We start from the raw sequence: 25,025 nt of genomic DNA, 5'->3' as shown, positions 1-25,025 counted from the left end.
TTTAGTTATACTGAATTTCCATTTCTTCCACAGAATCAAACTGCTCATTCCATTCATCTTCAATAAGATCCGGCATAAATACTTCCATGTATTTTTTATTCAGCCTTACGGGATACTCATAATCATTGATAAAGTAATGTGGCGTAAAAAACAGATTGTTTTGTAAATTCTCATAAGAGACAGAAACCAGTTTATTCAATAAAAATGTTCTGTTTTCCAGAGTAGCACTATATTTTTTCAGCCATTTCTCTGCATCTCGGTGGCTATACCAATCATGAAGTGCCTCAATAAATTTCTGTTCGCCTTTTGTTAGGTATATATTCAGTAATTGAATCAGCATTTCTTCTACTTCTGCTGTTACAACTCCTGTCATATTAAACCTGATTTTGATGTTGACCTTATCTTTATATTGATTGTAAATTTTTTGCAAAAAATCATGCGCTTCTCTACAGTATCCACACAAAGGACTTGTAATAAAAGTAATAGTTACAGGAGCATTTGGATTCCCCAGTAAGATAGGTTCAGCTTTTAAAATAAGAGGTTCTGTGCTTGTCAGAATATTTTTGAAATAAGGATAATGTCTTATGTATCTTGAGTCAAACTCTGCGTCTTTTTTTAATTTTCCATAGTTTATTAAGGCTTTTTTAATTAAAAAGTACGTTCCTGCAAAAGCAATTATTACCGCAGCCAAGATCAAAACTATTGAAAGATCAAGATGCATGTTATTTAAAATTCCTGTCGTATTAAATGCCAGATAAATAAGCTGCGTATAGATGACCCCAATAATACTTAAACATATCGGACACCACTTCTTCTCTACTTTCATCTGAAAATAAACAGAATACAATGTAAACGGAATACATGCCAGCAAAGAAACAGCAATCAGAAAATAATAGTTGTTGATAAGCTCATGATTGAGAACAAGCAATGAGAAAAGTTGAGTTCCAAAAAGAAAAACACTGAGATCGCTCAATTTGAACCCCGCAATCTTCCCTTTTTCAGAATTAATGATCTGGCTGCAACTTGATTTCTCACTACCATCACAAAACTGTGCAGAAAAACCTGACTCCAGCCCTAACTCTGTTTTTATGGCTTCAAAGGAAAAGAGTAAGCCCAGCATGGTAATAGCTCCAAAACCACTTAAAAACCATCCCCCGATAAAATACAACATCACAAATACCGCAGAAAAGATAAATGCTGGTAGCAGTTTGTTATAAAAAGAATTGGCTGATTTTGCGACCTCCCCATTGTTTTCAGCGGCCAGGACTGCTCCTGTCCATAAACTTTGTATTTCAGAAAGGAGAATGTTTTTTTGGACTCCTTCCTGATCAGTATATAAAATACTTTGCCCCTTTTTTTCAATATAGGATAAAATCAAATGCCTGTTTCCTACATCTAATATGGTAAGAAAAGTATCTGGTAAATAATCAAAATCTTCAAAACCTATTGTAAAAGCCCCATTGGGAATACCAAAAAAGCCAAGAGCATCACTGAAAGCCAATAGACTCGGTGTTTCCGGATGAGATTCTACCTGATAGATATAATCATTCTTATCAATCTTTATATCAATTGATTTCAGATATAAAAAAACTGCATTAATTTCTTTTCTTAGTTCCATGGTTATAGTTGAGTTATTTATACTATTTCTCTATAGTATTATCATTATCCCTGTAATATTTTTTTATTGCTTCAGCCTGATGATTCATCCTGCTCATAACCTCTTCATTTTTAGAGACATCAGACATGCTTCGCATCAGAAAAGGCAGCGGATCTTTGATAAAGTTTGCTTTATTTTTAATGTAGCCTTCTTTTGGCATCACAGCCTCATCCATTATTGATTCGGTGAACAGTTTGGATCGTACATTTTTTTTACTTCCTATGAATTTCCAGTGATATTCATTATCAGTATCGCTTAGTTCTACGATCAGCCCCGGAAGCCCCATAAAAATATAGGGACCATCAAAAACAGGGATCTCCTGAGTAAACCAGGCTATCCAATGTCTTCCTCCATAGTCTGTCTCTGCCTTTTGTACCTGCAGTGTTCCTATGATTCTGTTCTCTGATGAAAGTTTCCATTGAATGTCAACCGGCTCTTTATAAGAAATAGTCCCTATGAACAAATCATCTTTTATAGTAACCAATGGAGTTTCGAGGTCTTTTACCACTTTAAAGTTCATGGTTTCCAATGATAAAACGGGCAAATAAGCCTGTGCGGCCAATAGAGAGTCTGACTCGTATTTTTCTTTTCGTATGAAGACGGACCCTTTTTCAAGGCTGTCCAAGTGGAAAATATCTTTCTTAAAAGCTTTATTTTTTGTAGAAGGTTTATAAGTAAGTTCATAGTAAAAACGATGAACCTGCCCAGTACAGGCACAGGAAAATAAAATTACAAAAAAAACGAAAAGATTAACTTTTTTCATTTTGGTCTTCATGGTACTGAGCCAAATATATCTCTTTTTGTGGAAATACAATACTTCTGAAGTTATTTACAGCAAAGAAAATTTTGAAAATAATTCTATTGTCTCTAAATGATATTATAAATCAAATAGATAACTCCTTTTTCTGAGAAAAAAAAGTTTTTAATAAAATTTATAAATATCCTTTATTGGTGAAAAAAAAAAGCAAAAAAAACATTATGGAATAAAAAAAAACACCACAAAATGGTGTTTATATGACCCGATTCGCAACTAAAAACAGTTGTAAAAATCTTAAATAATGTTAAAATTATTTTTCAAACATCATTTTCGTAATAAAATCCTTCTCTCCTTTTCCTCTTGCCGGAGAATATTCTCTTCCATAAAAAATGATCTGAAGATGAAGTTTATTCCATACCTCTTCAGGGAATAAACTCTTGGCATCACGCTCTGTTTCCACAACATTTTTTCCTGAAGTAAGTTTCCATTGTGTCATCAGACGGTGAATATGTGTATCTACAGGAAAAGCAGGAAATCCGAATCCCTGGCTCATTACTACTGAAGCCGTTTTGTGTCCTACTCCCGGAAGTGCTTCCAGTTCTTCATAAGTCTGGGGAACAATACCGTTGTGCCTTTCCAATAGAAGTTCAGCCATTTTTTTCAGGTTTTTGGCTTTGGTATTGGATAATCCTATTTCTTTGATTAATTCTTTGATTTCAAATTCTTCCAGCTTCGCCATTCTTTGTGGTGTTCCTGCTACTGCAAAAAGATCAGGGGTAACCTGATTTACTTTTTTATCTGTTGTTTGTGCAGAAAGTGCTACGGCAACCATCAATGTATACGGATCAGTGTGATCTAACGGGATAGGCGTTGTAGGATATAATTTCTCCAGTTCTATCTGAACGAGCTCAGCTCTTTGTTTTTTTGTCATGTAACCCTTAAATTTGAACAAAATTAAATCATTATGCTGAAAGTTGGAGATAAATTACCTGAATTTGAAGAACTCAACCAAGACGGAGAAACAGTAGCCTCATCAAAATTAATTGGAAAAAAACTAGTGGTTTTCTTTTATCCACAAGCGAATACGCCAACCTGTACGGTGGAAGCCTGCAACCTGAGTGATAACTATACTAAGCTTAAAAAAGCGGGATTCCAATTATTGGGAATAAGCGGTGATTCTGTAAAAAAACAAAAGAATTTTCACAGCAAATTTGCCTTTCCTTATGATCTGATTGCGGATGAAAACCGTAATATCATTGAAAAATTCGGGGTATGGCAGGAGAAAAAAACATTTGGAAAAACCTATATGGGAATTGTAAGAACCACTTTTATTTTTGATGAAAATGGTATCTGCACAAGAGTCATTGAAAAAGTGACTTCAAAGACTGCTGCTGAACAGATTCTGGAGGGATAATTTCTCTTTTGAAACACAGATATCACAACTATTTTCACAAATAACACAATTATGTATCTGTGTTATTTGTGAAAATAAATTTTTATGTATTTATTATTCTGTTTCGTAATAGTTTAATTCTTCTGTTTCTCCGGGAAGAGTTACAAAATTTTTAAATCTTAGTCCCAATTTTTCGATCAGTTTTTGGGAAGAAACGTTATCTTTTGAAATGATAGCCGATATTTTTAACAGTCCAAAATCATCCATCCCAATGGATTTGACCTTCTGAGCCGCTTCAAAAGCATATCCTTTGCCTTCAAACTCTTCCAGTAGAGAATATCCTATATCTACAATATCCAGACCTTCTCTTTCAAAGATTCCTACTGCTCCTACTTTTTCATTCCCTTCTTTAGTTACTAAAAGATAGTTCCCAAATCCCAGTCTTTCAATCTGTGGAGCAAATCTGTTCAGGATATAATTTTCGGCATCTTCAATGCTATTGACATTACGGTTGCCGATATGTTGAATAAATTTGGGTCTGTTGTAAAGCTCAAAGACAAAATCACTGTCTTCACGGGACATCGGACGAAGTATTAATCGTTCCGTTTCATAGGTATTATCTGCGCTTGGGTGTTTTTTTAGGCTCATCTTTCTTTGGTTCTTCTTTTTTTTCGATTTTTAAAAGTCTCGGATTATTAGCACATTTTTTATTGTAAAGCTCAATATAGGTTCCATTGTCCTTCACATTACTTACTGCGCCTGTTGATTTATTTACAGTCACTGTATAATGTGTTTTTTGGTAAGGACACTCCTTTGAGGTCAGTTTTCCAAGGTCCAGATAATAGTTTGATTTATCTTCATGATAGTTACCCGCAAGGTCTTTGAATTCTTCATCCACCATATATCCTTCGGCAGCCAGCATTACAGCAGCTTCCTGAGCATTATCAATCCGGTCTATAAACTTCTTAAGTCCCTCAACATCGGCAACATAATTGATTTTACCACCTTCTGAATAAGCAATATAATAAAAGCTGTCTTCACTAGGGAAAAGATTAAATCCAGAGAACTGAGGGGTATAATCCAGTTTACCCGAAACCTTTATTTCCTCCCCTTTTCCATAGCTGTTATATACCAAAATCCATGAGTCTACCCTATTGCTTGGGTTGATCTGCTGTAAAATATTCGGGATGCTTGAAAATTTTTTCTTCTCCTGAGAAAATCCTAAGATTCCCAAAAGTAAAAATGTAAGAATTGTAATTCGGGTTGCGGCTTTACTCATAATTTAAAAATCAGCAGAAAATATACCAAATATTACATAAACTTATCTCCTTTCTTAAAGTTTTTTAAGTCAAGGACATAATCCTTTATAAGCTGGTCGTTATCTCGCGGGCAGATAAGAAGTGCTTTATCGGTATCTACAACAATGTAGTTTTCAAGGCCGTCAATGATTACCGCCTTATTATTATTTCTCAGACGGATAATGTTTCCTTTTGAATTATAGGAAAGTAAATGCTTTAATTTCACAGCATTTCCGTCTTTATCTTTTTCTGTATTTTCGTAAACAGATGTCCATGTTCCCAGATCACTCCATCCCAAATCCGATGGAATCACATATACATTTTTTGCTTTTTCTAAAATTCCGTTATCAATTGAGATTTTCTGAACTTTTGGATAAATGGTTTCAATACAGCTATTTTCCTTTTCTGAATTGTATTCACAAGCCATAAAATGCTGCATCATCTCAGGAAGATAAAGATCAAAAGCATGGTGAATACTTTTTACGTTCCATATAAAAATACCTGCATTCCAAAGGAAATCACCACTCTCTAAGAAGCTTTGGGCAATTTCAAGGATCGGTTTTTCTGTGAATGTTTTGACTTTAAAATAATCAGAACCCTTCTTTTCTACAAATTGAATGTAGCCGTAGCCTGTATCAGGCCTTGTTGGAGTAATCCCTAATGTTACCAGATAATCATGTTTTGAAGCCACCTCAAATGCCAGCTCCACTTTTTCCAAAAATACATCCTCTTTAAGGATCAGATGATCCGCCGGAAGCACAATCATTGTTGCATCCGGATTGATCTCAGCAATCTTGTTGGCCATATACAGGTTACATGCAGCTGTATTTTTCATAAGCGGTTCACCCACAATGTTTTCTTCAGGAATCTCCGGAAGCTGCTGATGAGAAAGAGCCACATACTCTTTATTCGTAATCACGAATATTTGCTCTTTAGGAATTACCTTGCTGATTCTGTCATAGGTCTGCTGAATCATAGTGCGTCCGGTTCCTAAAATATCCTGAAACTGTTTTGGAAATTTCTGCGTGCTCATGGGCCAGAACCGGCTTCCGATTCCCCCCGCCATTATAACGCAGTATCTATCTGATTTTAACATTCTTAGCTACATTTTTCTACCCTCGCTAAAGGCTTGAAAGAATACTTCCTTCCAGTAGCCAGGTTCTTACAAAGATAGTTTTTTTTAACTAGACCTTCTAATAAATACTTTTCGTTGCGGTATATAAAAAATTCACCCTTCTGAAGTTGTTCAATAAAATGAAGAGTATCATCTTGTTTCTCAGTATGAAAATATCTTACCAGATCCGGGCTGGCCATGAAATTGGCCTTTGGGGATTTTGAAAATTTTACAATGATAGGCTTTAGTTCTTCATCATAAATTTCAAGGCTTTCGAGGAGCATATTTCTGAAAGTTTCTTTCCATTCGTTACCGTGAGGAGAGATTTTTCTTCCATATTTTTCAAACGCAATCAGGTGCGCGAGCTCATGGGTCAATACAAAGAAAAAAAGCTGCGGGGTAAGCGTAGAGTTTACCGTTATTTCATGGGAATTGTCCGGAAGCTTTCTGTAATCTCCCAGCTTTGAATTTCTGTTTCTAGTAACCTTTATGTGTATATAGTGATCTGAAAACCAGATCCTTAAATATTTAAGAGTATTGTTTTTAGGTAAATATTTTTCTAATGATTGAATTGGCATTTTACAAACTTAATGGAATTCCTGCATAGAAGTTCAATAGTTTAAGACTAAAAAGATAATTATATTTTGCCTGTGCTACTGATCCCTGTGCATTTGCATAATTATTTCTTGCGACATTGACATCATAAATGGTTGTTCTTCCTGCAGCATAACTTTTGTCTGCAAAATCAAGAGCCAGTTTGGAACTTTTTTCGGCTTCCACAGCTGCCAGGTAATTTTCATAATTGGCGTCTGCATCAAACTGAGCTTTCTGTACATTCTGTCTTACGGTCTGTTTCTGCTGCTCAAGTGTATTTTTAGCAAGACTTTCGTTAACCTTAGATTGTTCTACCTGTAATTTTGTTTTTCCTTTATTGAAAATAGGGATATTAAGTGATAGCCCTACATTTTGTCCAAACTGATCTTTATATTGTTCAAAAAAATTCCCCTGCACAGTACCTGGCATAGGATCAAACTGCCTGTTATAGAAAGTGTTAAGACCAGCGCTTGCTGTTAATGTAGGCCAGAATGCTGTTTTGCTTACTTCAGTTTGTGCTTCGGCAGATCTTATACGGCTTTCCGCTGCTTTTATCTGAGGTTGTATCTCATATGCAGTTGCAAGCACATCATCTGCGGTAGTAAGTTGTAAATCAAGTTTTTCCGGAATATTCACATCTTCCACATCAAAACCCTTATAATCTGACAGTTGTAAAAGCTGAGCGATGGCAAACAAAGCACGTCCAACATTTACTTCTGCTGTTTTAAGGTTTTGTTTTTCTCTTGCCAGTGCTGCTTCAGCCTCTGCCAGAACCGTCTGGGCAGTTGTTCCAACCTGAGTTGTGATTTTAGCTCTGTCAAACTGCTTCTGAGCATTCCCCACAGCACTCTGAGAGATTTTAACAATCTCTTTATTCAACAAAGTGGTTAGATATTGTTGAGCAATCTGAAGAGAAATATCATTTTTAATGGTTTCAATGTCATATTGGCTTGCTTCTACATCAAACTGAGCTTTTCGAACATTCTTCTCTAATCTCCTATTATTATAAACCAAGATATCGGCTCCCAGGCCAACACTGTTATTGAATCTATCGTTTCTAAAGCTTCCGGCTCCTAATGATCCTTGTCCGAAACTCACCCCAGTCGTCATACTCCCTGTTACCGAAGGCAAATATTCTTTTTGAGCTGCTTTAAGATTGTATTCCTGGTTTTGTTTGTTATACTGATTTTGGATAACCTGAAGATTATGCTCCACTGCATAGCTTACACATTCTTTTAAGGACCATTTCTTCTGAGCACTTAAACCCAGATAACCTAATCCAAAAACGATGATCCAAACTTTTTTCATATTATGTAGATGTTTATTTGTTTTTAATGGCATATGGAATCGTGTCACCTGCATTGTAATTTGTAAATCACAGCGATTTCATATTAAGATTTTTCAATATTAGACGAATTAAATATAAAAAAGTTACAGATTGAAAAATTATATTTTTTTTTAAAAAAACTTTTGGGAATTTTGCACCATGACAAATGAACAATATCAGGAAGCTATTGACTGGCTTTTCGTGCAGATGCCCAACTATCAGATAGATGGGCAGAAGGCTTATAAACCCGGACTTGACAATATTACAAAGCTTTGTGCTTTCTTTGAAAATCCTCAAGATAAAATCAAATGTATCCACGTTGGAGGTACCAATGGAAAAGGTTCTTCAAGCAATATGCTGGCATCTGTCCTTCAGGAAGCTGGTTATAAAACCGGGTTATACAATTCTCCTCACCTGATAGACTTTACAGAACGCATCAAGGTTAACGGAAAAAACTGTAATAAAAAATTTGTCTTTGAGTTTATTCAAAAGCTAAGGGCTCTTCCGGAAGATATCCGCCCTTCTTTCTTTGAATTTACCACTATCATGGCTTTTGAATATTTTTATCAGCAACAGGTAGATTTTGCCATTATTGAAGTTGGATTGGGAGGAAGACTGGATTCAACAAACATTATTAAACCACTGATCTCTGTAATTACGAATGTTCAGCTGGATCATCAGAATATTTTGGGAGATACCATTGAAGAAATTGCCACTGAGAAAGCGGGAATTATTAAAAGTAATATCCCGATTATTTCAGGTGATGAGAATGAAACAGTCAAAAATATCATCCAGGAAAAAGCGATTAAAGAAAATGCTCCCCTTATAGACGCCACTCTTATTAATACAAACCTTGAATCTGATTTGAAAGGAAATTATCAGAAGAAAAATATCAGAGTTGTATTGGCTGCGGTAGAGGAATTAAGAAAACTGGAGGTTCCTATTTCCTACAAAGATCTTGAAAACGGACTGCTCCATGTTCATCAGAACACAGGATTCATTGGCCGTTGGTTTGAGTTTTCAAAAAATCCGCTTACAATTTGTGATACGGGACACAACCAGGCAGGTTTGGAATATGTTTTTTCGCAATTAAATTCAATTGACCGTCACAAGCATATTATTTTGGGGTTTGTGAATGACAAAAAAATAGATGATGTGATGAAATTACTTCCTGGAAATTCTGAGTTCTATTTTGCAAAACCATCTGTCAACAGGGGAAGACATCCAGAAGATTATGAAAATCTGCTTCAGGAGGCGAAAATTTTTTATAAAATTTTCGATTCTGTACAGGAAGCGTATCTTGCTGCAAAAGAACAATGTACAAATGAAGAAATGATTTTTATCGGGGGAAGTAACTTTGTTGTGGGAGATTTTTTAGAAAAAAATTTGGAGATTTCCGAATAAGTCGTATATTTGCACCACTCTAAACGAGGAAACAAGTTATAGGGGCTCTTAGCTCAGTTGGTTCAGAGCATCTGGTTTACACCCAGAGGGTCGGGGGTTCGAATCCCTCAGGGCCCACAAAAAGGATACTGAAGCCTTTCAAAAAATTTCAGGGCTCTTAGCTCAGTTGGTTCAGAGCATCTGGTTTACACCCAGAGGGTCGGGGGTTCGAATCCCTCAGGGCCCACAAAAATCTCTCAAGAAATTGGGAGATTTTTTATTTTTATACCTAAGCTATTTTAGAGTTTCCTCACCACTTTTCCTTATATTTATTTACCTTTGCCTGCATTTGAATTTGCTTGACGTGAAGGAACTCCATATCATATCGTTCAACTATCCCTACCCTCCTTCTTATGGCGGCATCATTGATGTGTATTACAAGATCAAGGCTTTATCTGATCTGGGGATAAAAATTCACCTTCATTGTTTTGTAGACAAAATTCCTGTAAAGATTGATCCGGAAATAGGAGGAATCACAGAAAGCGTATTTTTTTATGAAAAGAAAAAGAATTTTCTTCTTTATTTCTCAAAAACGCCTTTCGCGGCCGCAATAAGAGATTCTGAAGCTCTCCTTAAAAATCTGGAAAAGATCAAAGCTCCAATATTGTTTGAAGGCCTGCAGACAACGCATATTATCAAGTTTCTGAAAAACAGTCGTCATAAACTGTATCTTCGCCACCACAACAACGAAACAGCGTATTATAAAGGACTTTCATTATCAGAAAAAAACATCCTCAAAAAGATTGTTTACAGCATTGAATCTTTAAAATATAAAGGATACCAGGAAAAGCTTTTAAAGAAGTTTGAAACTGTATTCTGCCTGTCTGAAAAAGAATATAATGAAGTGAATATTTATTCGGGAAATGCACAATTGATCCATATTTTCCATGGCAATCAATCGGTAAAGCAACTGGATAAAAAAGGAAATTATTTTCTTTTCCATGGAGATCTCACTACTGCTGATAATAAAAAAGCACTGATTGAGACTATTGATTTATTCAAAACTCTTCCACAGTATAAACTGATTGTTGCCTCCGATCGTGCCAATGAAGATATTAAAAAAAGGATGTCAGCGGTTGAAAATATCACCCTCACTCCTATCCTGACGACAGAAAACCTTCACCATCTCCTGGAAAATGCCCATGCCAACATTCTGATTTCTTACCAGAATTCAGGAACCAAGGTGAAGCTTTTCAACACCCTTTACAATAGTCGTTTTGTGATTATTAATGGAAATATTACAGATAACCCTGCTTTGAAGGATTTATGCCTGTATGGGGCTGATATGGCTGAAATTCGCCAACAGATTATCAGCTCTGCCGAAAAAGATTATAATGATACTGAAAAAAGAAAGCAAATCTTAGAAAAAACACATTCGGATCATACTAAAGCCGAAGAGATGGTAAAGATTATTTTTAAAAATTAACCCTATCTATCACTTTCTGAATATTGAATTCCTCAAGACAAGCCCAGTCTCCTCTGTAACATTCTTTATCTCCAAAAACAGAACATGGTCTGCAGGTGAGATCTTTTACCTGAACAACATCTTCTTCACTCTGCCCGAATCCTAAAAATCCTGCATAGGGATGAGTAGCACCCCAAATAGAAACACATCTTGTTCCTACAAGACTCGCAAGATGCATATTCGCAGAATCCATGGATATCATCAGTTCCAGCCCGGCAATATGATTGAGTTCTTCGGTAAGGTTTAATTTTCCGGAAAGATTTTTGGTATTGGGAATCTCACTTTCCCATTTGTCAAGGGTTTCGGTTTCTTTTTTACCTCCACCAAAGAAGTACACCGTATGTTTCTGAGCCAGAATTCTGACCAGTTCATAGGATTTTTCCAGAGGAAGCATCTTTCCTTTGTGTTGGGCAAAAGGGGCAAAACCAATTCCTGATTGATGCTCCGAAGTAGGTCTGAGCTGATGTGAAAGCTCAACTTTGAATCCCATTTTACGGAATACATCAGCATAACGTTCCACGGTTTTCCTCAGCTGCACTTTCTCAAGATTCCAGACATCTGTAAGGTGTTCTTTCTCCTCTTTACCCTTATCTATTTTGAAAACTTTAAGTCCTTTTCTTCTATATATCCTGTCTAAAACCTTGGTCCGGATTACATCATGAAGATTGGCAATACAGTCAGGATTAAACTCCCGGATCAGTTCATTGCTCAGTTTCCTCAATCCAAAGAGACCTTTATAGTCATCAAGATCAATTCCTTTAAAAGTTACATTAGGAACTCCCGCAAACAACGCTTCGAAATTCTTCCTGGACACCATAATAATTTCCACACCGGGGTTCTGCTCCAGAAATTCTCTGAAAACAGGTACGGTCATCGCAACATCTCCGAATGCGGAAAAACGATATGCTAAAATTTTTGTCACGGCTATGATTTCAGTTGATAAGCAACTGCATAAAACTTGATCTGTTTGGTCATTGCCATCAATCCGTTGGCTCTGGATGGCGAAAGAAATTCCTGTAACCCTATTTCTGCAATAAAATCAAAATCAGAATCCAGAATTTCCTGAGTGGAATGCCCACTATAAATACTTACTAAAAGAGAAACGATTCCTTTGGGTAAAATACCGTCAGAATCTGCATTAAAGAAAAGTTTCCCATCTTTAAATTCGGCATCAATCCAAACTTTACTCTGGCAGCCTTTAATCAGATTTTCTTCTGTCTTTCTTTCTTCCGGCAGGCCTTTCAGTTCTTTTCCAAGATCAATGATGTACTCGTACTTTTGCTCCCAATCGTCCAGAAAAGCGAATTCGTCTATTATTTCCTGCTGTTTTTCTTTAATGGTCATTTTTAATCAAATTTCTTTTGCAAAGATAACCAATTTTGTAAAATTTATTACCGGGATGCTTTTTCAAAAAGCTGAAGAATTTTTGTTTCTTCGTTCTCCCAGCAAAATACATCTGCAGCTTTGTTCAATTCGCCCTGATAGTACAGTCTTCCTCTTTCAAGAACCAGATTAATTGCTTTTTCAATCGTTTCAGGCTGATGATCTGTAATGATCTCTCCTACATTAAACTGATTTTTTATACGCTGCATTTCCGGGAAATTAATCATAACAAGCGGCACTCTGGACTGGATATAGTCACAAACTTTATTGGGAAGTGAGTAATAATAACTAACTCCGTTATTCTCTTCAAGACTAAATCCTACATCTGCTGTTTTTGTAATTTCTCTGAGATTTTCCGGTTTCAGTTTACCCAGGAAAAAGATTTTGTCCTGCAGTTTTTCCTGAATGACAAGTTCTTCATATTCTTTTTTCTTCGGTCCGTCACCAGCAATTTTCAGAACAGCATCTTTAATATGATGCATGGCGGCAATCATTTTTTCAATTCCTCTGGATTGATTAATCGCTCCCTGATACAGAATAATTTTAGGATGGTTTTCAGGAATTTCAGGGGCAGAAAGAATTTTTCTCGGGATATTTCTGACAACTACCGGGTTTACCTTATATTTTTCGTGAAACCACTCAGCATAGTTTTCACTTTCTGTCATCATAAATTTCACATGAGGAACCAGCTTTCTTTCCAGCACTCTCCAGAATTTTTGTGAAAACCTGTTTTGTACTGATGGCATTTCCGTGAAAATTTCATGGCTGTCAAAGACCAATGGAATATTGAGTTTTTTGGCAATGAGATAATTTGGCAGAAGCGCATCAATGTCATTGGCATGAAGGATAGTATCTTTGTCTGCTTTTTTCTTAAGCTCATGGTATAATTTCCAGTTGAACTCAAAATAAGCTGTCTTTAGGCTTTTTGACGTCAGTCCTATTCTTGAAAAAGGATAAGGACGTTCCATTGTCTCATTTCCTTCCCAATCGTTTCCGATCAATTCAATGGGATATCCGTTGTCAAAAAGGGTTTTGCATACCTTTTCTATTCGCTGATCGGTATACAAACTGCTAAAGGCAGATACTAGTATTTTTTTCTTCATCAATTTTTCTTGTCTAATATTAAATAATAGATCTGAATGAAACAAATGAGCCCGTTTGGAATGATAACCGGCCAAAGCATTCCATTGAAGATACCATAAATGACAAAACAAATACAGCCGATCATATTGACTACCCTAATTTTTCTTACATCTTTCAGTATGAAACTCAATACGATAAAAAGAGATGCAGAATAGCCGATGTAGGTGGTAATTTCAGTATTCATGGGGGAAATTTAAGGATAACAAACTTAATCATTTTCAATAAGATAATAAAATTTTTTCTGCCATAAAGTCATTAATTGATTTTTGGTAAAATATTTGTAATTTAGATAATGAATAAAAGGTAATGTTGCCTTTGTTCTAATGAGATATATTATGGATTATAAGTTTTCACAAGGTTTGAGCCAGGTGTTCAAACAAAGCAAAAGCGAAGCTAAAAGGCTGAAAAGTGAATTTCTTAATACAGAACATCTACTTTTAGGTATTATAAAAACGGAAAACTCTGCAAAAGAAATCCTTCAAAACCTTAATGCGGATTTAACACAAATCAGAAGAAAAATTGAAACTTTAAATACAGCAAGTCTAAATCCTATTTCTGAAGAGGTTACCAATATTTCTTTCACCAAGATGGCAGACCATGCCATTAAACGTGCAGAGCTAGAATGCCGTCAATATAAAAGCAATGAAATTAATACCGTTCACCTGCTTTTAGGTATTCTTTATAAATATGAGGATCCTACTTCAAATATCCTGGGAGCTTATGACATAGACTATGAGGGAGTTTCAAGAGAATACCAGACTATGCTTAAAAATTCAGGCCAGTCTCCACAGATGAGTGCTTATGATGACGATGATGAAAGAGAAGAATTTGAGCAAATGAGAAAGCCTACAGGAAATCTAGGTTCTGCAAAAAGTAAAACACCTACATTGGATAACTTTGGTAGAGACCTTACTTCTTTGGCCAGGGATGGAAAGCTAGACCCGGTAATCGGCCGTGAAAAAGAAATTGAGAGAGTTTCTCAGATCTTATCCCGTAGAAAGAAAAACAATCCTCTTCTTATTGGAGAGCCGGGAGTTGGTAAATCTGCCATTGCTGAAGGTTTAGCATTAAGAATTCAACAGAAAAAAGTGTCAAGAGTTCTTTACGGAAAACGTGTGATCACTTTAGACCTGGCAAGTTTAGTTGCCGGAACTAAATACCGTGGTCAGTTTGAAGAAAGAATGAAGGCCATCATGACGGAACTGGAAAAAAACAGAGATGTCATCTTATTTATTGATGAGCTTCATACGATTGTAGGAGCGGGAAGTTCTACAGGAAGTTTAGATGCTTCCAATATGTTCAAACCGGCTTTGGCAAGAGGAGAAATTCAATGCATCGGGGCTACGACTCTGGATGAATATCGTCAGTATATTGAAAAAGACGGTGCTTTAGAAAGAAGATTCCAGAAAGTAATGGTGGAGCCTACTTCTATTGATGAAACCATTCAGATTCTGAACCAGATTAAGGATAAGTATGAAGAACACCACAATGTAATTTATACGCCTGAAGCAATTAATGCCTGTGTCAATCTGACAGCAAGATATATTACAGACCGTTTCTTACCGGACAAAGCGATTGATGCAATGGACGAAGCTGGGTCAAGAGTTTACATCAAGAACATGAAAGTTCCTACAGAGATCATTGATTTTGAAAAGAAAATTGAAGATATCAAAGAACTGAAGCAGAAAGCTGTAAAAGCTCAGGATTATCTTGAGGCAAGAAAGCTTAAAGATGAAGAGGAAAGACTTCAGATGGAACTGAATGCTGCTCAGGAAAAATGGGATAAAGATGTAAAAGAGAAAAAAGAAACCGTGAGTGAGGAAAGTGTAGCGGAAGTGGTTTCTATGATGAGTGGAGTTCCTGTAACGAAAGTTGGCAAGAACGAGCTTGATAAGCTTGCCCAGATGGATGAAAAACTGAACGGAAAAGTAATCGGTCAGGAAGATGCTGTGAAAAAAGTTGTGAAAGCAATTCAAAGAAACAGAGCTGGTCTTAAAGATCCAAACCGTCCTATCGGTACATTTATTTTCCTTGGAACAACCGGGGTTGGTAAAACCGAGCTGGCTAAAGTAATGGCGAGAGAACTGTTTGAATCTGACGAATCTTTGATCAGAATTGACATGAGTGAATACATGGAGAAATTCGCAGTTTCAAGATTGGTGGGTGCGCCTCCGGGATACGTAGGATATGAAGAAGGTGGTCAGCTGACTGAAGCGGTAAGAAGAAAACCTTATGCTGTGGTTCTTTTGGATGAGATTGAAAAAGCTCACCCGGATGTATTCAATATTCTGTTACAGATCCTTGATGAAGGTCACGTTACAGACAGCTTAGGGAGAAAAATCGACTTCAGAAATACGATTATCATTCTTACTTCCAATATCGGAACCAGAGATCTTAAAGACTTTGGAGATGGTGTAGGATTCGGAACTTCAGCTAAAAAGACAAGCTCAGATACAAGAGCGAGAAGTACCATTGAAAGTGCTCTTAAGAAAGCATTTGCTCCTGAATTCTTAAACAGAATTGATGACATTGTGATCTTCAACTCTCTTGTTCAGGATGATATCAAGAAGATTATTGATATTGAATTGAACAAATTGTATGGCAGACTTGAAAAATTAGGATATAAAGTTGACTTAACTGAAGATGCTAAAAACTTCATTTCTGAAAAAGGATGGGATAAAGATTTCGGTGCAAGACCATTGAAACGAGCAATCCAGAAATATATTGAAGACTTATTGGCAGAAATGTTGGTAAACAAGCAATTGAATGAAGGAGAAACCGTAGTTCTTGACCTTAATGATGCTAAAGACGGACTGATTGGAAAAACGCAGAAAGCGAAAAAATCAGCTGCTGAGAAGTCTTCTCAATCATAATTGAATAAATAATTTAATTTCAAATAGAAAAGCCCCGGGAAATTTTCCGGGGCTTTTCGTTTTATAAGTTTTACGTTAAAACCAATTATATTGAGTATTGTATTGAACTCCAAATATCTTTGTGCCTTAACATTATGAGGTTTGGCTGAAGCCGAATGAATTTTGTTCTTTGATTAAACGGGCTAAAGCCCGTTCCTATTGATAAACCAGGCATTAAAGCCCTACTACAAAACCGATATTCGGGATCAGACCGCTTGAAAACACACTGGAATTCTGCTTCCAGAGTACATTATACATCAATCCAATCTGCATAAAAGAATTATTCCCGATTCTTTGCATATATCCTCCTCCAAGATACAATGCATTTTCTTCTGTATTGTATTTATAATCATAGTATTTATCTTTATAGTCAACAAAATAATGCTGATAGTTTGCTCCCACATAAAATGATCTGGCAAAATAGTAATTGACAAATGGCCCTACCCCAAACATGGTAGATTTATAAGAATTGGAAGTCTGCCAGGATACACTTCCCACAACACCTGCCTCAAGATCATCCGTAAGCCTGTAACCTACTCTTGGTGAAGCAGACAGATTAAAAGCACTATTACTCCCGAATCCTAATCCGATTCCCCCTCCAAAAGTCCATTTGCTGTTTTCCTGCACCGGAGTTCCTACTGAAACCTGGGAAAACGCTGACCCCGAGATGATCAGCATCATTGAAATAATAATTTTTTTCATATGTAGATATATTTTGTTTTGATGATATTGTATACTCCCATCACTTGTTATAGTACGGTATAATGGCAAATACGATTAATATCGTTTTTATCAATGTTTAAAATTATGGTTTTTTTACGAATTTATTTAGTTGTATTTTTGCCGCATCAAACTAAGAACTCCCGTTAAGAGTTTCGTAAAATTGAAATACAATGAAAATAGTAGTAGGCCTCTCCGGAGGTGTAGATTCTAGTGTTACAGCGTATTTGCTGCAACAGCAAGGCCATGAAGTGGTGGCTTTGTTTATGAGAAACTGGAACGATGCTTCCGTAACTCTGGAAGATGAATGTCCCTGGATTGAGGACAGTAATGATGCCCTTATGGTGGCACAAAAGCTTGGAATTCCTTTTCAGGTGATAGACATGAGTGAACTTTACAAGGAACGTATCGTTGATTATATGTTTGCAGAATATGAAAAAGGAAGAACTCCCAACCCGGATGTATTATGTAACAGAGAAGTAAAATTCGATGTTTTCATGAAGACCGCAATGTCATTGGGGGCAGATAAGGTGGCAACCGGACATTATGCAAGAGTAAACTCTACTTTTGACGAAAACGGAAAAGAAATTTTCCACCTTCTTGCCGGAAAAGACAACAATAAAGATCAGTCTTATTTCCTTTGCCAGCTAAGCCAGGATCAACTTTCAAAAGCGTTGTTCCCTATCGGAGAACTTACAAAACCTCAGGTAAGAGAAATCGCAAAGGAGATCGGGTTGGTAACAGCAGATAAAAAGGATTCTCAGGGATTATGTTTTATCGGGAAGGTGAGCCTTCCACAGTTTTTACAGCAACAATTGAAGCCCAATGAAGGGGAAATTGTAGAAATTTTCAAAGATTCACCTTTATTTTCGGAAGAAAAACCAGAATTCGCTTCTAAAGAAGAAGAACTTGAGTTTTTATCCAGAAAAATCAACTATAAAAAGTCTGACGGAAAAGTAATCGGGAAACATCAGGGAGCCCAGTTTTTCACCATCGGACAAAGCCGGGGCCTTGGAATAGGCGGGCACAAGGAAAGCTGTTTTATTATCTCCAGAGAGATGGAAAACAATATCATTTTCGTGGGAGAAGGAAGCCATTTCCCTGGTCTTCACAAAAAAGCATTGAAAATAGATAATTCTGAACTGCACTGGGTACGTGAGGATATGAAACTTCAGAGTGGAGAATCTATGGAAGTAATGGCCAGATTCCGATACAGACAGGCTTTGCAGAAAGCAATTCTGTATCAGTTTGAAAATGCATTATATATTGAGTTTGATGAACTTCAGTCTGCCATTGCGGAAGGACAGTTTGCTGCATGGTATATTGATGATGAACTTATCGGAAGCGGTGTGATTGCGTAAAGGATGATGAGTTCAGGGTTGAGAATATATAAGTTTGTTTTTTGAAGAAATAATTTTAAAGTTTTCTGTAACGTTTTTTAAGTTGTCTTACTTACTGAGTAAATAACAATAAAAAATTACTATGAAAACAACTACAAAAAACCAGTATGCTTATGTAAACAATATCCTGATCTCAGTTGTATCTGCGGTTTTCGGTTACAATCTTTATCAGGCAATTGTACATCCTGAGAATTCAAATATCGGAATCAGCCTTATTTTAGTGGTGATCACTTCCATTATGGTTAGAAAATATGGCTACCAGCCCATAAAAGAAAAAAAGTAAGAGATTTGATCTCTATACCTTATTATAAAGCCCGGAACAGTTCTGTTTCGGGTTTGTTTTTATGAAACAATTACTTTGTTTTCTTGTTGACGTGGCTCATGATAAGAAACACTGCCACAATACATTCCAGGATTAAAATCATAACGAGAAATCCAACGGGTTTTCCCAGCATGATTCCTCTTACCAGTTTTATAATTCCCAGTAAAAAAATGAAGCCTGTAAAATAAAATGTAGTCTCCGAAATGGTTTCTCTCAAGGAGTTTAAAATAAAAACTGAAGCATAGAATCCGAGAACCAGAATGAGATAAAACTTCAGAAAATCCGGCCCTTTAAGAATAATGGGATTCAATGTCTGACATGCTGTCATAAACCACATAAAGCTTACTCCAACAGGAACTGAGTGAATGGTTAGTTTTTTCATATTGATTATTTTTTATCCTCCACATCCCCCACAACCACCACAGCCTCCGCCACAACCACCTCCTCCGCTGCAGCTCGATCCTCCGCAGCTTCCACCTCCTCCTCCATCATTGCTTTGCTTATCCTTTCTATTAGGATCGGAAATTTCACCATCTCCTATGATTGAGGTTATTGTTCCCAAAATAAAAATAATGGCAAAAATCACTGCCGTGACCAACAATCCGGTGAATCCTCCTCCTTCTGTACAGGAAAACAGCAGCAATAAAATAAAAATTGGAGAAAAAAAGGCCATCTTTTTCATCCAGCGTCTTACTTTAGATTCTTTCTTTTTCCCTTTCCATATTTCTTCGGGTGCTTCCTGCTGAAATATGTTCCTGTAGCCGGACATCGTATCTTCAAACCAATTCTCATGCTTCACTCTTTCTGTGTTTCCTCCTTTAGAAGGATGATGGTGAAGCGGTCTTTTTAAAATATTCGGACAGAATTCTTCCCAATAATTCTGGGTGTAGATCAGATGCAGATGCCATACTTTATCCACTATTTCGCTGGGAGAGGCCCCGTTGGGAAGAATACAGCAGAGATAGACAAACTTTTTATATTCTTCTATCGCTTTTTTTGCAAAATCAAGGCTCCAGCTTTCTTCTTTTGCCAGTTTTTTTGAAAAAGGGAAAGCAACGCCGGGAGCATCCAGCGAAAATCCCTGTATCCGGTTCCAGAGGGATTCATCTTTTAATAACATTCTTGTTTCCATTGTTTTAAATTTTGTTTTCTATTCAAATATCAATGGATTTTAAAATATAAAAATCTCTCAAAAGTCTTTTTTGGCTTGATAAAAATCTTAAATTAGTCTTATAAAACTAAAACGAATCTGACCATAAAAAATAAACAGATGAAAAAGGAAGATATACTGCATCTTGAAAAACTGATGAATTTCTTAAGCCGCCATTTTTTAAAGAAAAACCATTGGGAAGACGTTACCAAAACCGAATGGTCCTACATCAGCGCAGAACTGAATGAGCTCATTATCAATGATCATTCAGAGAAAGAAATTAAAAAAGAACCAGATCTTCTGGGGACTAATTACCTGTATGAACACCTGATTATCAATAAACTGAAAAAATTCAGGCAAAATGAAAATGCTGTTCTGAGCAGACCGAACCTTGCAAAACTGAGTCTAATTGTCAAAGTTCTGGGTTACTCCAATTATATAGACTTCATCAATTCCACTACAGAGTCTTTCAACTTTAATGATCTCAGGATTGAGATGAATAATGTAAATCTGAATACCGCTCTTCTGGACCGCCTGGTAGGCTGCTGGTACTCTTATAACAGAAATCTTCCTGACAATCCTTTAATGGCAAAAGAAGACCGTATATGGCGCTCTGCGATGGAAATTTATAAATCGGAGACAACCGGAGAATATTTTATTGAAAGAAGCGGTGGTGACCAGCATAAGTATTTTGGTAAGGTAACAGCTTATTCCGACTATGTTTTTATCATTATGAACAGCAACACTTTTATCCGCCAGCGGCATTTTATTTCAAGAATTAAAGATATTAAAGAAAAACTTAAGAATCCTGACTATAAACTCCACGAAATCCACTTTATAAGTACCTGTATCAGTTTCAATCAGGAGCCGATAGCCTTGTTTGAAATCTTCAGAAAAGCAGACAGAAAAAACTTTATTTCCGACTCTATCAGCTTTCCCATTGACAGCGATGAAATTCCGGAATCCATCCTTAAACAGCTTGAAGACACTGAATCTAACAGGATTGATTACAGATAGTTATGTAATTATTGATTATTATTTTGAAAATTGTTGTAACGTATTTTGAATTGTCATACTTACTGGATAAATAACAATAAAAAACATCATTATGAAAACAACAATTAAAAACCAATATGCATCCGCTAACAATGCTCTTATCTTTTTTGTCTCAATACTTGTAGGCTACAATATCTACCAGGAAATCTTTCACCCTGAAAAAGCAGATCTTATCTTGTGCATTGTCATGATCATCTTTACAGCTGCTACCATCCAGGAAAACGGAAAAAAAGCGGAAGCAAAAGAGTAAACATCCTTATCAATTTATATATCTACTGCCCCGGAATAAGACTGTTCCGGGGTTTATTTTTTCTCCTATGCCTAGAATACATTTAACTCTTAAAAATCAACATATTATAGCAATAATTCTCTAAATTGATAGTTCTAAATATGAATCCCTTCAATTGTCGTACTATGGAATATTATGAATTGTATGAAGTTTTGAAAAGTCATTTTGATTCCGGAAAAGACAGGGTTGAAATAAAGGAATTAAATGTAACTATTGAGGCTGTTCCTTTTGAATCGAAGGTTTCTGATCTGCTTTATGGTTCGGAACATCAACATTGCATCACCCACCAGCAATTACTGGAAATCAGTGAAAAAGGGTATCTTTTTTATGGTCAGCCTGCAGTGGACATCAAGGATTTCGATATTGAATGCAATAAAAGGTTTACATATTATATACTGAAGAGAGCGGATATAGAAACCGTCAAAGGGTGTATTTTTTTCTTCCATGGCCTGAATGAAAAAAAATGGGACAAATATCTGCCATGGGCATATGAACTGGCCCAGAGAACACAGAAAGCCGTTATTCTGTTTCCTATTGCTTTTCATATGGATCGTGCAGAACCTATCTGGAGTGACCGTCATCACATGATGGAAGTGATTCGTTTCAGGAGGAAAAAATATCCGGAAAATATGAATTTCTCCTATGTGAATGCTGCGATAAGCTCAAGGCTGGAAGCACATCCTCAAAGAATATTCTGGTCCGGCCTGCAGACTTATTCTGATATTACTGAAGTAGTAAAAGAGATTAAAAACAATAAAATAAAAGGGATTTCCCCAGAAGCAGATCTGGATTTATTTGGATATTCTATTGGATCTTTTCTTTCAATGATCATTAAAATGGCAGATCCGAACCATTACTTTACCCGGTCTAAAGTTTTCTGTTTTTGTGGAGGAATGACTATTGACAGGATGTTTCCGATATCCAAATACATCATGGATACTCAGGCTACTATTAAAATGCAGTCTGTCTTCACAGAGCTGCTGAGTTCTGATTTTAAATCAGATACCCGTTTGAAACATTATCAGAATGAAGAACTTCATCCGCAGGAAAGCTGGTTCAAAAAAATGCTTCGCTACAATTATTTTCAAAGGGAAAGAGAAGAAAGAATTCATGAAATTCAGTCCCAGATAAAAGCGTATGTCCTGGAAAAAGATAGTGTTGCCCCTCCAATAGAAGCGTTGAATACTTTACGTGGAGGCTACAGGAACATTAATGTAGAAGTAGAAATCAAAGATTTCCCGTATGAGTATTCCCATATGGTTCCGTTTCCTCTTGCTCATAAGCATAAGAAAGAAGTCACAGAAGCCTTTCACCAGTTTGTACAATCTGCCAGTAACTTTTATAACTCCTGACAATTCCTGTTTTCAGGCATAAAAGAGGGAAAGGAACAGTTTAAAAATCAATAATATAAGATCCATGGTGTTTGTTTTTGTATGATGAGGAAATTTCTTCCTTTTTTATCAACTGACCAGCCAATCTTTGAAGTCTTTGACGCGGTCTCTGCTTACTGTAATTTCTTCTTCAGGCTGAAACTCCATATCCACTTTATAATAAGGTGATGTATGGATATTTTTAATATAATCTGAGCTTACAATAAACTGTCTGTTTACTCTGAAAAATTTTTTCTCATCCAGAACATCTTCCAGCTCATCAAGTGTAAAATCTGATGGATAGATACGGTCTTCTGTCTGAAGATAAACGATTTTATTCTCACTGAAAAAACAGCTTATTTCCTGAGTCTGGATAATTTTAAGGTTATACCCGATTTTTACCAGAACTCTGGACAGTGTAGATTTCTCTTTTCTGATCAGCTGTTTGATATCCTGAGAACCATTCGTATCATTGGCAGGAATAAAGGATTTAAACTTCTCTACTGCGCCTTCCAGATCTTCATCAAGAATAGGTTTTAAAAGATAATCAATACTGTTCAGCTTAAAAGCTTTCAGTGTATACTGATCAAAAGCCGTGGTATAGATGATGAATCCTTTCGTTGGAATTTTTTCAAAGATATCAAAGGACAGTCCGTCACCTAAAACAATATCAGAAAAGATCAGCTGCGGATGTTCGTTTTCAGAAAACCAGACAACTCCTTCTTCTACTGATTCTATTTTCGCAACGATCTCTATTTCAGGAAAATTACTCAGCATACGTTCTAATTTCCTTGAAGCAGGTTTTTCATCTTCTATAATGACAGTTTTGATCATTGAGCTTTAATTTTGGTTTTTAGATTTTAGGAAATAAAGTTAGATAAAAGCGGGCATATTTTAATATTTTATTGGCTTTTTCTCCTTCTCAAGCTCTTTTTCAATCATATTTCTTTCCCATTCAGAATCAAAAAGAAACAGTTTTACGGCTTTAATGAGAATAATAAATCCCCAGATCCCAAGGATAGTATATCGGTCAAACAATCGAAAATTAATAATCTTTTCGCCAAAAATATCATCCGGAATGATAAGAGCAGCAAAGATTGCAAATATAAAAATGCTTTTATAGAATTTTCTGATGTTGTTCGTTCTTGTGCTTGCAGTTTCGTAATTCATGATCGTGTAAGTTTTTAGTTATGATTATTGTTAGAATGTTTTTATTTTTCCTTTTTCCTCTTTCTCCATCAGTTCTTTTATCTTTCTTTCTTCCCAGCTTTTTCCAATTCCGAATACATTTATTGCATGAAACGCAATTCCTATTCCCCAGCCCAGCGCCGGCCATAAAAACCACAGGTATCCGGGAGCGGTCATAAGATTCAGTATTGCCAGAAATGGAATAACAATACAATAAGAAGTAAGATTTCCATAAAATTCTTTTAATTCTTTCACTCTTCTGGATGCTTTTCTGTAAGCAATGGTCTCTTTATTTGGTAAAATTTCCATAATGTTTTGTTTTAAAAGGTTAATTTGTTTTTTTCTTGAATCAAAGGTAGTTCAGGAAAAGGGGTCAAATCAATTTTATATTACCGAATGGTAGATTATGCTATCCGAATCGTAAAAACGGGTAATTAATAGATAAACGGGATCAGCTTCTTTGTACTTTTTCTGTATTCAATATATTCATCACCGAACTGCTCTACCAAAGCCTGTTCTTCGATCTTAATCCTGTAGGCGAAGGCTAAAAACGGAGGTACAAAAGCAAAGACTAAAGACAGCCAGTTATTCAAATACAAACCAAGACCAAGAGAGGTTAGCAGGGAAAAGGCATAAGAAGGATGTCTCAGATATTTATAAAACCCTTCTTTTTTGATTTTATGATCCTGTCTGATGGTAACATCTACGGTAAAATATTTTCCCAGGGATCTGATGATCATATATCTGAAAATAATTCCGGTAAGAATGAGGAGTTCTCCCAGATAAAGAATCCAAATTCCTGCAGCAATCGTAAAATGAGTGTTATAAGATATGAATATCGAACTCATTATAGAAAAAGGAATGGCAAGCCATAGAATATTCAATGTTGATTTATCTTTGTTCTTTTGATCTTCTTTACCGGATTTCAACATGTTTTTGTAAAGAAATTCTGTAAGAAACCAGGCGGCCATTGAAATGTAGAATAGCGTTGACAAAGTGTTCATCTTTAATGAGTTTTTAAAATTAAAAGTGTTTGAATAAAAA

Annotated in this window: 28 protein-coding genes and 2 tRNA genes; 11 read left to right on the top strand and 19 right to left on the bottom strand. The window is 36.1% G+C overall.

From position 1 onward, the window contains the following. Window position 1: 1 nt before the first annotated feature. The 3 genes from KYG33_RS14945 to KYG33_RS14935 form a co-directional block, all read right to left on the bottom strand. Window positions 2-1,618 (bottom strand): vitamin K epoxide reductase family protein, encoded by a 1,617-nt coding sequence (locus KYG33_RS14945; protein WP_219072003.1) that lies wholly within the window; start codon window positions 1,616-1,618, stop codon window positions 2-4. Window positions 1,619-1,640: 22 nt separating this feature from the next. Then, a complete protein-coding gene (locus tag KYG33_RS14940) occupies window positions 1,641-2,420 on the bottom strand; it encodes a GLPGLI family protein (protein WP_219072002.1) in 780 nt (259 codons plus the stop codon). Window positions 2,421-2,724: 304 nt separating this feature from the next. Then, window positions 2,725-3,345: an endonuclease III domain-containing protein gene (locus KYG33_RS14935; protein WP_077413268.1), complete on the bottom strand. Its 621-nt coding sequence runs from the start codon at window positions 3,343-3,345 to the stop codon at window positions 2,725-2,727. A gap of 33 nt (window positions 3,346-3,378) precedes the next feature. Here KYG33_RS14935 and bcp point away from each other — a divergent pair, with 33 nt between their 5' ends. Next, window positions 3,379-3,828 carry a thioredoxin-dependent thiol peroxidase gene (bcp, locus tag KYG33_RS14930; protein WP_077413267.1) on the top strand — a complete coding sequence of 150 codons (450 nt, stop codon included), beginning with the start codon at window positions 3,379-3,381 and terminating at the stop codon, window positions 3,826-3,828. Window positions 3,829-3,921: 93 nt separating this feature from the next. On the opposite strand, the gene KYG33_RS14925 is transcribed toward bcp, so the two are convergent. From KYG33_RS14925 to KYG33_RS14905, 5 genes are read right to left on the bottom strand one after another with little or no spacing between them, the layout of a single operon-like run. Continuing rightward, a complete protein-coding gene (locus tag KYG33_RS14925) occupies window positions 3,922-4,455 on the bottom strand; it encodes a GNAT family N-acetyltransferase (RefSeq protein ID WP_219072001.1) in 534 nt (177 codons plus the stop codon). Further along, window positions 4,424-5,086: a hypothetical protein gene (locus tag KYG33_RS14920; RefSeq protein ID WP_077413265.1), complete on the bottom strand. Its 663-nt coding sequence runs from the start codon at window positions 5,084-5,086 to the stop codon at window positions 4,424-4,426. Before KYG33_RS14920 ends, KYG33_RS14925 begins: the two co-directional genes overlap by 32 nt. Before the next feature lie 32 nt (window positions 5,087-5,118). Beyond that, the gene (locus tag KYG33_RS14915) at window positions 5,119-6,201 is read right to left on the bottom strand and encodes a mannose-1-phosphate guanylyltransferase (RefSeq protein WP_228408576.1); all 1,083 of its coding nucleotides are present in this window, start codon (window positions 6,199-6,201) and stop codon (window positions 5,119-5,121) included. Between the two features lie 2 nt (window positions 6,202-6,203). Beyond that, on the bottom strand, window positions 6,204-6,797 hold the full coding sequence (locus KYG33_RS14910) for a SprT-like domain-containing protein (RefSeq protein ID WP_219072000.1): 594 nt from the start codon (window positions 6,795-6,797) through the stop codon (window positions 6,204-6,206). A gap of 1 nt (window position 6,798) precedes the next feature. Then, complete coding sequence (locus KYG33_RS14905) at window positions 6,799-8,121, bottom strand: TolC family protein (RefSeq protein WP_219071999.1); 1,323 nt, start codon at window positions 8,119-8,121, stop codon at window positions 6,799-6,801. Window positions 8,122-8,299: 178 nt separating this feature from the next. Between KYG33_RS14905 and KYG33_RS14900 the strand changes: the two genes are divergently transcribed. The 4 genes from KYG33_RS14900 (at window position 8,300) to KYG33_RS14885 (ending at window position 11,009) form a co-directional block, all read left to right on the top strand. Further along, window positions 8,300-9,544, top strand: a complete 1,245-nt coding sequence (locus tag KYG33_RS14900) for a bifunctional folylpolyglutamate synthase/dihydrofolate synthase (RefSeq protein WP_180564890.1) — start codon at window positions 8,300-8,302, stop codon at window positions 9,542-9,544. A gap of 42 nt (window positions 9,545-9,586) precedes the next feature. Further along, a tRNA-Val gene (locus tag KYG33_RS14895) sits at window positions 9,587-9,661 on the top strand. 34 nt (window positions 9,662-9,695) lie between these two features. Continuing rightward, a tRNA-Val gene (locus tag KYG33_RS14890) sits at window positions 9,696-9,770 on the top strand. A 117-nt stretch (window positions 9,771-9,887) separates the two neighbouring features. Continuing rightward, on the top strand, window positions 9,888-11,009 hold the full coding sequence (locus tag KYG33_RS14885; RefSeq protein ID WP_180564889.1) for a glycosyltransferase: 1,122 nt from the start codon (window positions 9,888-9,890) through the stop codon (window positions 11,007-11,009). On the opposite strand, the gene KYG33_RS14880 is transcribed toward KYG33_RS14885, so the two are convergent. From KYG33_RS14880 to KYG33_RS14865, 4 genes are read right to left on the bottom strand one after another with little or no spacing between them, the layout of a single operon-like run. Next, window positions 10,999-11,922, bottom strand: coding sequence for a glycosyltransferase family 9 protein (locus KYG33_RS14880; protein ID WP_077413663.1), 924 nt, complete (start codon window positions 11,920-11,922; stop codon window positions 10,999-11,001). The genes KYG33_RS14885 and KYG33_RS14880 overlap by 11 nt on opposite strands. Before the next feature lie 50 nt (window positions 11,923-11,972). Continuing rightward, on the bottom strand, window positions 11,973-12,392 hold the full coding sequence (locus KYG33_RS14875) for a SufE family protein (RefSeq protein ID WP_047375924.1): 420 nt from the start codon (window positions 12,390-12,392) through the stop codon (window positions 11,973-11,975). A 47-nt stretch (window positions 12,393-12,439) separates the two neighbouring features. Then, complete coding sequence (locus KYG33_RS14870; protein ID WP_077413260.1) at window positions 12,440-13,534, bottom strand: glycosyltransferase; 1,095 nt, start codon at window positions 13,532-13,534, stop codon at window positions 12,440-12,442. Beyond that, window positions 13,534-13,758 carry a hypothetical protein gene (locus KYG33_RS14865; protein ID WP_047375919.1) on the bottom strand — a complete coding sequence of 75 codons (225 nt, stop codon included), beginning with the start codon at window positions 13,756-13,758 and terminating at the stop codon, window positions 13,534-13,536. The genes KYG33_RS14870 and KYG33_RS14865 overlap by 1 nt, the downstream gene beginning before the upstream one ends. Before the next feature lie 151 nt (window positions 13,759-13,909). Here KYG33_RS14865 and KYG33_RS14860 point away from each other — a divergent pair, with 151 nt between their 5' ends. Beyond that, window positions 13,910-16,447: an ATP-dependent Clp protease ATP-binding subunit gene (locus tag KYG33_RS14860; RefSeq protein ID WP_077413662.1), complete on the top strand. Its 2,538-nt coding sequence runs from the start codon at window positions 13,910-13,912 to the stop codon at window positions 16,445-16,447. A gap of 213 nt (window positions 16,448-16,660) precedes the next feature. On the opposite strand, the gene KYG33_RS14855 is transcribed toward KYG33_RS14860, so the two are convergent. Beyond that, entirely contained in the window at window positions 16,661-17,188 is a 528-nt protein-coding gene (locus KYG33_RS14855) for a hypothetical protein (protein WP_180564887.1), read from the bottom strand. Between the two features lie 191 nt (window positions 17,189-17,379). On the opposite strand from KYG33_RS14855, the gene mnmA reads away from it, so the two are divergent. Continuing rightward, window positions 17,380-18,567 carry a tRNA 2-thiouridine(34) synthase MnmA gene (gene mnmA, locus KYG33_RS14850; RefSeq protein WP_180564886.1) on the top strand — a complete coding sequence of 396 codons (1,188 nt, stop codon included), beginning with the start codon at window positions 17,380-17,382 and terminating at the stop codon, window positions 18,565-18,567. A 121-nt stretch (window positions 18,568-18,688) separates the two neighbouring features. After that, window positions 18,689-18,889, top strand: coding sequence for a hypothetical protein (locus KYG33_RS14845; RefSeq protein ID WP_077413256.1), 201 nt, complete (start codon window positions 18,689-18,691; stop codon window positions 18,887-18,889). Between the two features lie 70 nt (window positions 18,890-18,959). Here KYG33_RS14845 and KYG33_RS14840 read toward each other — a convergent pair whose 3' ends face one another. Next, complete coding sequence (locus KYG33_RS14840; protein WP_180564885.1) at window positions 18,960-19,310, bottom strand: hypothetical protein; 351 nt, start codon at window positions 19,308-19,310, stop codon at window positions 18,960-18,962. Between the two features lie 12 nt (window positions 19,311-19,322). Beyond that, window positions 19,323-20,060: a glycine-rich domain-containing protein gene (locus KYG33_RS14835; protein ID WP_219071998.1), complete on the bottom strand. Its 738-nt coding sequence runs from the start codon at window positions 20,058-20,060 to the stop codon at window positions 19,323-19,325. Between the two features lie 138 nt (window positions 20,061-20,198). Between KYG33_RS14835 and KYG33_RS14830 the strand changes: the two genes are divergently transcribed. The 3 genes from KYG33_RS14830 (at window position 20,199) to KYG33_RS14820 (ending at window position 22,775) form a co-directional block, all read left to right on the top strand. Beyond that, window positions 20,199-21,095, top strand: a complete 897-nt coding sequence (locus tag KYG33_RS14830) for a hypothetical protein (RefSeq protein WP_077413253.1) — start codon at window positions 20,199-20,201, stop codon at window positions 21,093-21,095. Between the two features lie 91 nt (window positions 21,096-21,186). Then, window positions 21,187-21,384 carry a hypothetical protein gene (locus KYG33_RS14825; protein ID WP_077413252.1) on the top strand — a complete coding sequence of 66 codons (198 nt, stop codon included), beginning with the start codon at window positions 21,187-21,189 and terminating at the stop codon, window positions 21,382-21,384. Window positions 21,385-21,548: 164 nt separating this feature from the next. Then, window positions 21,549-22,775, top strand: a complete 1,227-nt coding sequence (locus KYG33_RS14820) for a DUF6051 family protein (protein WP_219071997.1) — start codon at window positions 21,549-21,551, stop codon at window positions 22,773-22,775. Between the two features lie 108 nt (window positions 22,776-22,883). Here KYG33_RS14820 and KYG33_RS14815 read toward each other — a convergent pair whose 3' ends face one another. From KYG33_RS14815 to KYG33_RS14800, 4 genes are all read right to left on the bottom strand, one after another. Further along, window positions 22,884-23,627, bottom strand: a complete 744-nt coding sequence (locus KYG33_RS14815; protein WP_077413250.1) for a LytR/AlgR family response regulator transcription factor — start codon at window positions 23,625-23,627, stop codon at window positions 22,884-22,886. Between the two features lie 60 nt (window positions 23,628-23,687). Then, the gene (locus KYG33_RS14810) at window positions 23,688-23,963 is read right to left on the bottom strand and encodes a 2TM domain-containing protein (protein ID WP_077413249.1); all 276 of its coding nucleotides are present in this window, start codon (window positions 23,961-23,963) and stop codon (window positions 23,688-23,690) included. A gap of 30 nt (window positions 23,964-23,993) precedes the next feature. After that, entirely contained in the window at window positions 23,994-24,290 is a 297-nt protein-coding gene (locus KYG33_RS14805) for a 2TM domain-containing protein (RefSeq protein ID WP_047380084.1), read from the bottom strand. A gap of 125 nt (window positions 24,291-24,415) precedes the next feature. After that, complete coding sequence (locus KYG33_RS14800) at window positions 24,416-24,985, bottom strand: methyltransferase family protein (RefSeq protein ID WP_077413248.1); 570 nt, start codon at window positions 24,983-24,985, stop codon at window positions 24,416-24,418. Window positions 24,986-25,025: the final 40 nt, after the last annotated feature.

The sequence above is a fragment of the Chryseobacterium sp. D764 genome, assembly GCF_019317325.1.
Taxonomy (GTDB): Bacteria; Bacteroidota; Bacteroidia; order Flavobacteriales; family Weeksellaceae; genus Chryseobacterium.
The sequence above is the reverse complement of the archived record's forward strand: the minus strand, read 5'-3'. Positions and strand labels throughout refer to the sequence as shown.